This is a genomic window from Bacteroides faecis MAJ27, from assembly GCF_900106755.1.
In the GTDB taxonomy this organism is placed as follows: domain Bacteria; phylum Bacteroidota; class Bacteroidia; order Bacteroidales; family Bacteroidaceae; genus Bacteroides; species Bacteroides faecis.
Map to the genome: position 1 here is coordinate 13,092 of NZ_FNNN01000031.1, position 12,640 is coordinate 25,731.

The 12,640-nt window shown below is 38.5% G+C and carries 14 protein-coding genes and 1 pseudogene; 9 read left to right on the forward strand and 6 right to left on the reverse strand.

Going from position 1 to position 12,640, the window contains the following annotated elements; genetic code table 11:
• Positions 1 to 553 precede the first annotated feature (553 nt).
• Positions 554 to 1,441, reverse strand: coding sequence for a polyphosphate kinase 2 family protein (locus BLW31_RS20505; RefSeq protein ID WP_010538114.1), 888 nt, complete (start codon positions 1,439 to 1,441; stop codon positions 554 to 556).
• A gap of 263 nt (positions 1,442 to 1,704) precedes the next feature.
• Here BLW31_RS20505 and BLW31_RS20510 point away from each other — a divergent pair, with 263 nt between their 5' ends.
• Positions 1,705 to 2,019, forward strand: coding sequence for a hypothetical protein (locus BLW31_RS20510; protein WP_010538113.1), 315 nt, complete (start codon positions 1,705 to 1,707; stop codon positions 2,017 to 2,019).
• A gap of 182 nt (positions 2,020 to 2,201) precedes the next feature.
• Positions 2,202 to 2,372, forward strand: coding sequence for a D-alanyl-alanine synthetase A (locus BLW31_RS25080; protein WP_010538112.1), 171 nt, complete (start codon positions 2,202 to 2,204; stop codon positions 2,370 to 2,372).
• A gap of 251 nt (positions 2,373 to 2,623) precedes the next feature.
• Here BLW31_RS25080 and BLW31_RS20520 read toward each other — a convergent pair whose 3' ends face one another.
• On the reverse strand, positions 2,624 to 3,130 hold the full coding sequence (locus BLW31_RS20520; RefSeq protein WP_010538111.1) for a GNAT family N-acetyltransferase: 507 nt from the start codon (positions 3,128 to 3,130) through the stop codon (positions 2,624 to 2,626).
• A gap of 4 nt (positions 3,131 to 3,134) precedes the next feature.
• Positions 3,135 to 3,857 (reverse strand): DUF169 domain-containing protein, encoded by a 723-nt coding sequence (locus BLW31_RS20525; RefSeq protein WP_010538110.1) that lies wholly within the window; start codon positions 3,855 to 3,857, stop codon positions 3,135 to 3,137.
• 199 nt (positions 3,858 to 4,056) lie between these two features.
• Between BLW31_RS20525 and BLW31_RS23875 the strand changes: the two genes are divergently transcribed.
• From BLW31_RS23875 to BLW31_RS20555, 6 genes are all read left to right on the forward strand, one after another.
• Positions 4,057 to 4,953, forward strand: a complete 897-nt coding sequence (locus tag BLW31_RS23875; protein WP_029425557.1) for a DUF6268 family outer membrane beta-barrel protein — start codon at positions 4,057 to 4,059, stop codon at positions 4,951 to 4,953.
• An 89-nt stretch (positions 4,954 to 5,042) separates the two neighbouring features.
• Positions 5,043 to 6,023: a sensor histidine kinase gene (locus BLW31_RS20535; RefSeq protein WP_229035695.1), complete on the forward strand. Its 981-nt coding sequence runs from the start codon at positions 5,043 to 5,045 to the stop codon at positions 6,021 to 6,023.
• On the forward strand, positions 6,023 to 7,078 hold the full coding sequence (locus BLW31_RS20540; RefSeq protein ID WP_010538107.1) for a sensor histidine kinase: 1,056 nt from the start codon (positions 6,023 to 6,025) through the stop codon (positions 7,076 to 7,078). Before BLW31_RS20535 ends, BLW31_RS20540 begins: the two co-directional genes overlap by 1 nt.
• Positions 7,075 to 7,794 carry a LytR/AlgR family response regulator transcription factor gene (locus BLW31_RS20545; RefSeq protein WP_010538106.1) on the forward strand — a complete coding sequence of 240 codons (720 nt, stop codon included), beginning with the start codon at positions 7,075 to 7,077 and terminating at the stop codon, positions 7,792 to 7,794. Before BLW31_RS20540 ends, BLW31_RS20545 begins: the two co-directional genes overlap by 4 nt.
• Positions 7,795 to 8,070: 276 nt before the next feature.
• Entirely contained in the window at positions 8,071 to 8,316 is a 246-nt protein-coding gene (gene rbpA / locus BLW31_RS20550) for an RNA-binding protein RbpA (RefSeq protein WP_010538105.1), read from the forward strand.
• 248 nt (positions 8,317 to 8,564) lie between these two features.
• Entirely contained in the window at positions 8,565 to 10,067 is a 1,503-nt protein-coding gene (locus tag BLW31_RS20555) for a glutamine synthetase family protein (protein ID WP_010538104.1), read from the forward strand.
• Positions 10,068 to 10,130: 63 nt separating this feature from the next.
• On the opposite strand, the gene BLW31_RS24555 is transcribed toward BLW31_RS20555, so the two are convergent.
• The gene (locus tag BLW31_RS24555; RefSeq protein ID WP_010538103.1) at positions 10,131 to 10,304 is read right to left on the reverse strand and encodes a hypothetical protein; all 174 of its coding nucleotides are present in this window, start codon (positions 10,302 to 10,304) and stop codon (positions 10,131 to 10,133) included.
• Between the two features lie 137 nt (positions 10,305 to 10,441).
• Between BLW31_RS24555 and BLW31_RS20560 the strand changes: the two genes are divergently transcribed.
• Positions 10,442 to 11,134, forward strand: a complete 693-nt coding sequence (locus BLW31_RS20560) for a DUF4396 domain-containing protein (RefSeq protein WP_022301486.1) — start codon at positions 10,442 to 10,444, stop codon at positions 11,132 to 11,134.
• Between the two features lie 186 nt (positions 11,135 to 11,320).
• Here the strand turns inward: BLW31_RS20560 and BLW31_RS20565 are convergent.
• Together BLW31_RS20565 and fabD are read right to left on the reverse strand one after the other, a co-directional pair.
• Positions 11,321 to 11,536 (reverse strand): annotated as a pseudogene (locus tag BLW31_RS20565) (ATP-grasp domain-containing protein); the annotation flags it as partial.
• A 199-nt stretch (positions 11,537 to 11,735) separates the two neighbouring features.
• Positions 11,736 to 12,623 (reverse strand): ACP S-malonyltransferase, encoded by an 888-nt coding sequence (gene fabD, locus BLW31_RS20570; RefSeq protein WP_010538100.1) that lies wholly within the window; start codon positions 12,621 to 12,623, stop codon positions 11,736 to 11,738.
• Positions 12,624 to 12,640: the final 17 nt, after the last annotated feature.

The following is a 12,640-nucleotide window of genomic DNA, read 5'->3' on the forward strand; positions in this document are numbered from 1 at the left end:
TAAAGATTAGACTATTCTATTTCGGAAAAGTTTAATCTGCATTAGATGATTTTGTAATTCATAGTCCCACCGGGAGTTTTGATGTTTACAAAAATAATGTTATTTTTTGATGATACGTACAATTTTATTATTTTTTGTTTTTTATGTTTGGAAAAATGGATGAGAACATAGTAAACTTCTTTCTGGCTTTATGAAAAAAATGTATGTTTTATGAATAAACGATGATTGCGTTTATAATAAATTCCGTGATAGTTTATTATAAACGGTATCCAAGTTTATTATAAACTCTATTTTCCTGTTTTTGGCTATTTAAACGACTTTTTTACAACAAAAAAGGCTGCAACTTCACATGGAAGCTGTAGCCTTTATTTTATAGGTTGATAGTATTTAACTCGATTTATATCCGCAAATGGAGCTGTTTTGTTGTCATATTATACTTGTTTTGGTTAAGAGTTCATTGCTTCTGCTTACAAATATACAACATTAAAAGGCGTTTGTCAAGTCCCGGAAGCAATAACCCGTTAAAACTGGAAAAGACAGTGCATGATGCGATCTAGAAATTAATATCGGATACACTCTTTTTGCATTCTTCAAGTTTTTCTAATTCTTCTTTAGATAACTGCGGATAATGTAAATCGAGTGCTTCCATACGTGTACAGATAATGCGCCCGACTGCATATCGCATGAACCACTTATTATCGGCAGGGATTACATACCATGGAGCGATTTCTGTAGATGTTTCCGTTAGTACATCCGAATAAGCTTTCATATAGTGATTCCAGTATTGTCGTTCTTTGATATCGGCAGAGGAAAACTTCCAGTTTTTCGATTCATCGTTCAGTCTTTCCAGAAATCTTTTTTTCTGTTCTTCTTTTGAAACGTTGAGGAAGAATTTGATAATGACTGTTCCGTTTTCTGTCAGATAGCGTTCGAAATCATTAATTTGTCGGTAACGGTGTTGCCAGAAGTCAGAATCAATGTCTTCTGTTTTTGTGATATTAGGCAGCTTATTGGATAATACGATTTCGGGATGTACTTTGGCTATTAGTACATCTTCATAATGCGAACGATTAAAAATTCCGATTCGTCCCCGTTCGGGTAATGAACGGTTGATTCTCCAAAGATAATCGTGGTCCAGTTCCTCGGCAGAAGGTTGTTTGAAGGAATATACCTGGCATCCCTGTGGATTAATCCCGGACATTACATGTTTAATTGTACCATCTTTGCCGGCAGCATCCATCGCCTGAAAAATGACCAAAATAGAGTAGCAGTCTTGCGCATATAGCATACTCTGCAATTCAGATAGTCTTTCGATATCTTTGCCCAATTGCTCTTTGGCATCTTGTTTAGACATATCAGTTGTAAAGGAGGGATTGAAATCAGAGACGTGATGCTCTTTGCCCGGCTTAGCTATAAGCTCTTTTAAAATTTCCTTTTTCATTGTTATAAAATTAGGTATTTATTTATATAACACTGTGATAAGGAAATCAGTTCTTGTAAAATTGTGGTTATTGATTCACTTTTCCACAATATGTATCATCAAATTCTACATAATTCCACACTATTGTTGATGATAAAGATTTCTATATGCCTGAATATCAGTTGTATATCATTTTGTGCATTTCTGGCATCCGCTTTGCAACTTATTGAGTATAAGAGAGAATAAAACAATAACTCAATTATTCACACTAAAAAATTACGATTATGAAAAAGGTATTAGTAGCAGTAGCATTGGTAATGGGATTAGGTAGCTCTGTAGCATTTGCACAGGAAGTAAGTAACACTCCGGTTGTGGAGAATCAGACTCAGGCTCCACAAGATGAATACACAAAAGTTGAAGTGAAAGACTTGCCGGAAGCAGTGGCGCAAGCAATAGCTAAGAGCTATGAAGGTGCTACCATCAAGGAAGCGTATGTTGCCGAAAAAGAGACTGGCAAGGTTTATAAAGTAATTCTTACTACAAAAGACGCCCAGGAAGTAACCGTACTTCTGAATGAAAAAGGCGAAGAAGTGAAGTAATTAAGTAAGACTTCGAAAGTAATAACTCATGGAGATATCCCGGTTCGTGATGAATCGGGATATCTCGTTTATGTAAGATGTATAAACATAAGTATGCACAAAAAAGAGAGAAAACAACGAGTATTGAGAGGAGTCAATCCTTTTTGTTTTACCTTTGCTGTCCATCATTAAACACATAATTTATGAAACTAAAAGTTGCCGTTATATTTGGAGGAAAATCCGCTGAACATGAAGTCTCGTTGAGGTCAGCTACTAACATCTTTAATGCTGTCGACAGAGCCAGACTTATTCCTTTACTCATTGGAGTCGATAAAAATGGTGTCTGGCATTATATCCGAAGCTTTGGGAAGTAAGTGGAATTTCCTATAAAGACCTGATCACAGAACTTATTACTTTGTCTTTACTGAGAGATAATCGGGATTCGGAACTATTGACCGAAGGTTAATAGGAAAATGAAACAGGTAATGCAAGGCTGATCGAAAGGTCCGGGGAGTCATTCTTCTCTTTGTCACATCGTTGTCAGAGGGAGAATAACCGGAAAGGCACTTTTTGATCAGCCTTGACTTATTTATATGTGGTTAGTGGCCGATAACAAGACAAAGGGTTACGATTTGTTTTTCAGTAGTTCATAATAATGTGCATTAATGAACTGCCCATTTTTGAAACATGCCTTACGATGTACTCCTGTTTTCTGAAATCCGGCTTTCTCCAGCACGCGCATTGATGCGGTGTTGTATTCGTACACCGTAGCATAGATACGTATTACATCTGTATACCGGAAATAATGCTCTATTGCTTCTTTCAAAGCAGCTGTCATAATGCCTTTGTTCCAGTATGTTTCTGAAATCCAGTAGCCGGCTTCTGCATTGAAGCGTTCGACGTCAGTCCCACGAACAAATCCGATATTACCGACCGCCTCATGATTTACTTCGATACAAAATTCATTTTGTTCCACTTGTTCCGAAGCATATTTAATGAAAGCGTCAGCAGCTGTTTCTGTATATGGAAAAGGTAATCCGTCCCTACAGTTATCCCATATCTTTTTATTATTCAGATGTATCGTCAGATCTTTGGCGTCAGATTCTAGCCAAGGCCGAAGTATAAAATCCATCTTTTTATTCTTTGTGGTTATTATTGTTTCTTTCCCGGATTTTTCCCCATGCATGAGTATCAAATAGACAACTGCTGCGCATTGTCTCATACATCACTTTAAATCTCGACATTGGAATGGTATAGCTCAGTATATCAGCTTCAAAATAGGGGCGTACAGAAGGATCAAAAAAACCGATAAATGTTCTGTAGCCCCCTTTACGATTCTCTAAAATTGTCTGTGTGACCACCGAACTGCAACCGGACCCGAAGGTGGAAATGACTGTATCTTCCTTATTATTGTCGAAGAAAGCCCAGGTAGTCAGCCCGGACAATATATCCGGATTTGCCAGAAAAAGGATTCCTTCTGCTTTATCGAAGTTTTCAACTTTATCGATACGGGCAAAGTGCAGATATTGTTTTTCTGCCCGTGGCACTCCCAGTTGTTCAATAAAGCTCTTCACCATTTCCGGTGTCTGCTTATATCTCTCTTTCAGAGATACAAATGTCGGGACACGTTCGGGCATGTCAGTGAATCCGGTATAAAACTTACCGCCACCGCAACCAATTGTTTCCGCATTCAGGCTGATGGTATTACCTTCCCTGACTTTATCCATGCTTTTAAAGAAGCATCCGTTCACTTTCTCCGTTTCATTTTCAAGAATGTCCGAGTACCAGAACAGGATAGGCAATTCAGCATATTCGCCAAAGGCTTCCCGATAGTTTTCGATAAATTTTTTTATTTCCATAATTAGTCATTTATTAAATTTCAAATTCAGCCTGCATCTCAAGGGATGTACGGACAAAGTTAAAATAAAAAAGCAAAGAATGAAGAATAAAGTCAGAAAATACGTGTTTTGTATACGGGATGATAAAGTTGGTCTACTATTTCTTATGTTCGTGATATAAAGATCTATTTTTGTTTCATTCAAATTAAAATGAGAAAGAATGAAGTATGTTATAGTAAGTATGTTTACTTTACTCATGTGGATGCCGGAAGCTATGAGGGCACAAGTGATTGTCAAAACCGGATATATCTCATCTTCTTCTTACAAGGATGAGAACGGACAGGAGACAGGAGGAAAGGGAGATCTGAAATTTGTAGAAGGGAGTGTGAATGTTCCTGTATCACAGAAACTGAATGAAAGGAAGCAGCCTACTGTCTGGATAGTCTCGGCCGGAGGAGGTTATACTTCCATGAATAACAAGAATCTGCAATCTTATATAGACATCGATCAGACTATAAATTTACAATTGGGAGTAACCAACATCCGTCCGGTCAGTAAGAAATGGATGCTGCTGACTACAGTTGGTGTAGGCGTTTATACAGCTTCCGATATAAGAATGAAGAATGTTTTGGGACAGGGAGGAGCTGTCTTTATCCGGCAGTTGAAACCGAATCTGTCTCTTGGGGCCGGACTGGCGATCAATAATACGTTTGGCTATCCCATGATTTTTCCGGCCATATACTTTGATTGGAGTACGGAAGGGCGTTATGAGATCAAAGTTTCCATGATGAATGCAATGGAAGTATCGGCAGGGATGCACCTAAATAAATATCTGAAAGTTAGTTTGATGGCAGAGATGAACGGCGCGTTGGCATTAGTAGAAAGAGAAGGAAAAGATGTTATGTTCTCCCAGCAATACATCATTGTAGGATTACAGCCGGAACTGAATTTGGGGTCTTCTCTTGCTATAACTGCTATCGGTGGATTATCGTGCAGCCGGATTGCTTATTATACAACACGTACATTAAAAGCTTTTTTCAAGGATATGTCCAAAGATATCGATCCTTATTTTAAGCCGGCTATGTATGTTTCGATGGGAATGAAGTATAAGTTCTGAAAAAGTAGTAACTTTATCGCCTTATGTCAGTGAAACGAATATTATATTCAGCATTAAAAGTCATAGGGGTATTTTTAATCATATCCTTTATGGTGTTCAGGGGAAATCTCGTCAGGGAGGTTGGCTTCGGATTTAATTTGTCGACAGGCATAAATTTACTGATGATCCTGACGTTTTCGGGATTAATCTATTTGAATACTAATGTGTTGATTCCTAGATATCTGTTTAAGGGACGATACAAGGCTTATGCCGGCTATATGGGGTATCTTATTGTATTTATGGCACTGTTTATGATGGGCGGTCTATATATTCTGAAGCAGTATTATAAGATTCCTGATCAGATCGTAACGATCAATCCTATTTTTTTTCTTTTCCTTTTGATTAATGTGATAGCATTTGTTTTGTATTTCCTGACTTTCTCTTTTACTCTATTTTTCCGTCGCTGGGTGAACGATCAACAATTGCTGAATAAATTGGAGAACGATAATCTTCAGACTGAATTGACTCGTCTGAAAGAACAGATTCAGCCGGACTTTCTTTCGAAAATGTTAAATGAGGCGCAACTGCTGGCAAAGAAAGATGCGGATAAAGCTTCGGCACTCATTTTTAAGCTGGGCAGCCTGCTCCGATATCAGCTTTATGAAAGTGTACACGAAAAAGTATTTTTAAGTGATGAAATCCATTTTGTTACAGATTATCTGGAATTAGAGAAAATGTACAATGAACGGCTTGAATATAAGATTCAAGTGGAGAATGAAGTACGATATATTCAAATTCCTCCTTTATTGTTTATGCCTCTTATAGAATATGCTGTCCGGGAAAGTGCGGATAATGAAGATGGAGCGGAGAATCAGATAGCAATTGGCTTTCAGGCAAAAGAAGAAGGATTGCTTTTTACTTGCACATATCATTGTTCGGATATGAATACATTGCAGCATATGCCTCAGGCTTCGTTACCAGCATTCGGGCAACTTCAGAAGCGACTGGATTTATTATATCCCGGACATTATTTATTGGAGAATCAATATGATCATCAGTCGTCATGTACCACCAATCTAAAATTGATGTAATGAAAGATACGGAAAATATATATTATTTGGGAAGGGTTTTGGTCGACCGTCCATACAGGATGATTCGTCATTTATTACTGATGTCGCTGATTTGTTTTCTGGCTTTTCAGAACGTGTATGGCAGTTTTAATAAAGAAGGTTTCCTGTATGCATATCTGGTGAGTGTGTTTATCTTTTCTTTCCCCATCTATATGAATATTTATCAGTTGCTCCCTCGTTTTTTGGGCAAACGCCAATTCATTTTTTATTGGGCATCCTTTCTGGGGGTTATTGTTTTTAGTGCATTATTGGGGCTGGTTTGTTTTTATCCACTTCACCGGCAATACGGTATCAGTGAATTCAGTTTGCAGGACGGGCAGTCTTTTTCATTCTGGAGTATCATTCACTCCATACTTGTACTAACTTTGATAGCAGGGAGCAGTACCAGCTTTGAGATGTTCCGGCGTTGGATTATTTCCGGCAGAAAAATATCGGAACTGGAGAATACGACGATGCAGACGGAGCTTCAGCAATTAAAGAATCAGATAAATCCGCACTTCCTTTTCAATATGTTGAACAATGCCAATATATTAGTAAAAGAAGACCCTGATGAAGCCTCTCAGATATTGGGGAAATTGAATGATCTGCTTCGTTACCAATTTAATGACAGTACCCGTAAGGAGGTTTCACTGAATGCGGATATTCAGTTTCTGACCAGCTTCCTTGAATTGGAAAAGGTACGTCGGGATCATTTTGAGTATTTGGTGTCGAAAGAGGGAGATATGAATCATGTTTGTGTACCGCCGTTGCTGTTTATTCCTTTTGTGGAAAATGCGGTAAAACATAATCCGGATAGTGATAACTTGTCTTATGTACATATCTATTTTACGTTGCATGATCATGAACTGTCATTCCGTTGTGAAAACTCAAAACCTTCTGTTCCGGTGAAACGGGAAGGAGGGATCGGATTGGCAAACGTGCGGCGAAGACTGGAGTTGTTATATGGCTCAGGATATACGTTAGAGATAAAAGATTTAGCAACAACCTATAGTGTCAATTTACGTTTAAGCTTATGAACTGTATTATTGTAGATGATGAACCCGTAGCCCGGAAAGGCATGAAATCTCTGATAGAGCAGGTTCCCCAATTAGAGTTGGCGGGTAGCTTTAATAACGCTGTGGCTGCATCCGCCTTTATGAGTGGGCACACAGTCGATTTGATTTTCCTTGATATTCAGATGCCCGGTATCACTGGTATGGAGTTTGCTCAAAGTATTCCGGAGAATACACTGGTCATCTTCACCACTGCATACGCTGAATATGCCCTTGATAGCTATGAAGTGAATGCTGTAGATTATTTGATAAAGCCGATTGAACTGAGTCGTTTTCTGAAGGCAGTCAATAAAGCGGTCGCTTATCATAAGTTATTGGTGTCGGCAGAACCAGAAAAGGTAGAAAATATTCGGGAAGACTATCTTTTTATTAAGTCGGAACGGCGGTATTTCAAAATTAACTTCAGTAGTATCCTTTTTATTGAAGGGCTAAAGGATTATTCTATTCTTCAGCTGGAAGATCAGCGTATTATAACTAAAATGAACCTGAAAAATATCCACGAACAATTGCCGGATAAATTGTTCCTTCGGGTGAATAAATCTTATATCGTCAATACTTCACACATTGACTCGTTCGATACGAATGACGTATATATAAAGACTTATGAGATAGCACTTGGCGGGAGCTATAAACGTTCGTTCTTTGAAGAATTTATGCCTAAGTATCAGCAAAAGGAGTAAATGCAACCTCTGACTTGTTTACAGAGCATAACTGAAACATCATGCGTTAAGTTTTGGCCTTATTTCATAAAAAAGGATATTTTACTAAAGAAAAAAGGGTAAACATAGTGTGTTATTCCCACGAAATGCCGTTATTTGTACTCATTAAACAATAAAAGGTATTTTGATTTGATTATTTCACATGAATCTTCTCATTTATTGAGCATATCCATCTCTGATTAAGAACTTCCAAAGAACTTTGTTATTGAAATTATTAATTTTTTATATTTGTATTTTATGAATTTGTACATTGGAAATCTTAACTATAATGTTAAGGAATCAGACTTGAGAAACGTAATGGAAGAGTATGGAGCAGTTGCTTCAGTTAAATTAATCACAGATCGTGAAACAAGAAGATCAAAGGGCTTTGCTTTCATTGAAATGCCGGATGATGCAGAAGCTGCTAATGCTATTAAAGAATTGAACGGTGCTGAATATGTAGGCCGTCCGATGGTAGTTAAAGAAGCTTTGCCGAAGAACTAATTGACTGAATAACAATCAGTATATAAAAAGAAGGTGTATTGGGATGACCAATGCACCTTCTTTCGTTTTTATAAAATCCGGTCGGCTTATTTTTTTAGTCAGAAGAATTTATTTCTGTTTTTATTGTCAGCGGTAGTTTTTTTCTTACCTTTGGTTCACTATCTGTTTGCGTGGATGGTGTAATTGAAAAACTAATGATATGAAATAAACATCTTAAATTTACCATATTAACAACAAACCGATAAAAGATGAATCAAGAACTTTTAATGAATCCCAACTGCTTGGTGGCTGCTTTGGAAAAGCCTGCTACCGAGTTTACTAAAGCGGATATTATTTCTTTTATTCAGAAGAATAATATCCGTATGGTTAATTTTATGTATCCTGCTGCTGACGGGCGACTGAAAACGTTGAATTTTGTGATTAATAATGCAGCTTATCTGGATGCTATTCTTACTTGTGGAGAGCGCGTAGATGGTTCCAGTCTGTTTCCTTTCATAGAGGCGGGGAGTAGCGACCTGTATGTAGTGCCTCGTTTCCGCACTGCTTTTGTTGATCCTTTTGCTGAAATACCGACACTCTCGATGCTCTGTTCTTTCTTCAATAAAGACGGTGAACCATTGGAAAGTTCGCCGGAACATACTTTGCATAAGGCATGTAAGGCATTTACTGATGTCACAGGTATGGAGTTTCAGGCAATGGGAGAACTGGAATATTATGTTATTTCACCGGATACAGGAATGTTTCAGGCTACGGATCAGCGTGGTTATCATGAATCTGCTCCGTATGCTAAGTTTAATGATTTCCGTACGCAGTGTATGTCATATATAGCTCAGACCGGTGGACAAATAAAATATGGTCATTCCGAGGTGGGCAATTTTACATTGGATGGCATGATTTATGAACAGAACGAAATTGAGTTCCTGCCAGTTCGTGCCGAAGATGCGGCAGACCAATTAATGATTGCCAAATGGGTAATTCGTAATCTGGGATACAGATATGGGTACAATGTGACATTTGCGCCTAAGATTACGGCAGGAAAAGCCGGTTCTGGTCTGCATGTTCACATGCGTATTGTAAAAGACGGACAAAATCAGATGCTGAAAGATGGAGTATTGTCGGAAACAGCTCGTAAAGCAATTGCCGGAATGATGGAACTTGCTCCTTCCATTACAGCTTTCGGAAATACGAATCCTACTTCTTATTTCCGTTTAGTTCCTCATCAGGAAGCACCTACGAATGTTTGCTGGGGAGATCGTAATCGTTCTGTATTGGTACGTGTACCTTTGGGGTGGGCCGCCAAAACTGATATGTGTACTTTGGCAAACCCATTGGAAAACGAAAGCCATTTTGATACCAGTCAGAAGCAAACGGTGGAAATGCGCTCTCCGGATGGCTCGGCAGATTTGTATCAACTGCTTGCAGGATTGGCTGTTGCCTGTCGTCATGGTTTTGAGATAGAGAATGCGTTGGATATTGCAAAGAGAACGTATGTAAATGTGAACATCCATCAGAAAGAGAATGAAGATAAACTGAAAGCTTTAGCTCAATTACCGGATAGTTGCGCAGCCTCTGCCGAATGCTTGCAAAAACAACGTACCGTCTTTGAACAATATCATGTATTTAGTCCGGCTATGATTGACGGTATTATATGTAAGCTTCGTAGCTATGAGGATAAAACATTGCGTGCTGACTTGGATGGCAAACCGGAAGAAATGCTGGAATTGGTACATAAGTATTTTCACTGTGGATAAAAAAGTCACGGTATTTTGCTAATGCTATAACTAAAAGAGGGTGTTATGAACGCCCTCTTTTAATTAATCCTCATTATTATCTTCTTCATCATCTACCAGATTATTGAGTTCAAGTTCCAGATCTACAAGTTCTTGCTCCCATAACTTTATGATATCTTTCGGTGTATCTTTAGCTGCTTTCTTGACTCTTTCCTGAGCAACAGATACTTCATGCTCTAATTGACTACGTCTGCTCATACAATTCAATATTTAATTAGTAAAATTATAACAAACTGCTTGAAAAATAGTTCGATAAAGCGGATTTTAAAATAGATGGGATGAACTATTTATAAATAAGGGCTGTTGTAGTCTAAAATCTTTTTAAATATACAATTATGCTCAATTTATTAGCTGTATTTTTAGTCTGTTCAGGTATTGGAATTGCTGTTCACATAGCAATCGACCTGACACATCGCCCACAATCAATGAAGATAATGAATGCAGTATGGATTTTAACTGCATTGTGGGGAAGTTATTTAGCTTTATGGGCTTATAATAAATTCGGAAAAAGTGTTCCGATGAAGATGGGAGAGGATGAGATGAAAATGGATATGTCAATGGGAAATATGCCTATGGAGTATCCTCATTGGCAGTCCGTGGCTTTATCTGCTTTACACTGTGGAGCAGGCTGCACATTGGCTGATATAATAGGAGAGTGGGTTACCAATTATATTCCGGTAACCGTTGCAGGAAGCCAGCTTATAGGAAACTGGGTATTTGATTTTATTTTAGCATTGATTATCGGGGTTTATTTTCAATTTTACGCTATTCGGGAAATGGAGAGAATTTCAGTTGGAAATGCATTATCCCGTGCTTTCAAAGCAGATTTCTTTTCTCTGTTGTCTTGGCAAATAGGAATGTATGGCTGGATGGCAATCGTTTATTTTATTTTGTTCGTCAATGAACCTTTGCCTAAAGATACGTGGATGTTTTGGTTTATGATGCAGTTAGCTATGCTCGTCGGCTTCTTCTGTGCATATCCGATGAATGCTTTATTAATAAAGTTGGGAGTGAAAAAGGGGATGTAGTACTCGTGTACCACTCTGTTATTACCGATGATATAAGTATGTATATAAAATAGAACCACACGGAAAAATGAAAGGTGCATAAGTCCTGTCAATCCGTGTGGTTCTATCTTTTAGCTTACAGCATTTCTGCCGTTGCCTCTATTTAATTTCTCCTTTGAGAGAAGATTATCTTTTCAATAACTTCGGAATATCCGAAGGCTCTTGTGCGACATCAACCAATTTAACACCTCCGGCTTTTCCCCGTCCGCCGGTTAGCACTTGTGCTTTAATAACCACTCTGTCCGATCCCATTCTCCGGTAAGCAGCAACTGCACCGGCAGCTGTACGACATAGAGTATGCCTTTCAACAGGGATTCCATACTTGGAGAAGATTTCTTTTGCTTGATATTCATGTATTTTCATGATCCACGAATTTGAATAAATGATTCCTATAATACAAACAAAAGAAAGATCAGGAAAGTTTGCTGACAGAGAGAACTATTGATGTGTTATACAGCATGTTAATTGTTTTATATTTCACTAACGAGCATAAAAAAACGTGTTGGCAAACTTTGTCAACACGCTCTATAATGAAAGGAATTGGTAAATCTACTGCAGATGCTTATGCAATGCCGTGAGCACTTACCGTACCGTCTATTTTCTTGATCAAGCCTTGCAATACTGCACCCGGTCCGCATTCTGTGAAATCAGTAGCACCATCGGCAACCATATTCTTAACAGATTGTGTCCAGCGTACAGAGGCAGTTAGCTGAGCAACCAGATTCTTCTTAATCTCAGCAGGATCAGTGTGAGGAAGTGCATCTACATTCTGATATACCGGACATTTGGGAGCATGGATTTCTGTTGCGTTGATAGCAGCCTCCAACTCAATTTTAGCCGGGTCCATCAATGGTGAGTGGAAAGCACCGCCTACCTTCAGCGGAAGAGCACGTTTTGCTCCGGCAGCTTTCATCAGTTCACAAGCTTTTTCGATACCTGGTACAGAACCTGAAATTACGATTTGTCCCGGACAGTTGTAATTGGCAGGTACGCAAACTTCACCTTCTGCATTGACAGAAGCACAGATTTCTTCCACCTTTTCATCTGGCAATGCAATGATGGCAGCCATAGTAGAAGGAGTGGCTTCGCAAGCTTTCTGCATAGCCATTGCACGAGCATAAACCAGTTTCAGTCCGTCTTCAAAACTCAGTGCACCAGCAGCTACCAATGCAGAGAATTCGCCAAGTGAGTGTCCGGCTGTCATTTCCGGTTTGAAATCATCACCCATGCAAAGAGCAGAGATAACAGAGTGAAGGAATACGGCAGGCTGAGTAACCTTTGTCTGACGAAGATCTTCGTCTGTACCATTGAACATGATATCTGTAATGCGATATCCGAGGATATCATTTGCTTTTTCAAACAATTCTTTTGCTAAAGCTGAGTTTTCATACAGGTCTTTACCCATTCCTACGAATTGAGCACCTTGACCGGGAAATACAAATGCTTTCATATCTTTAATTATTTAAT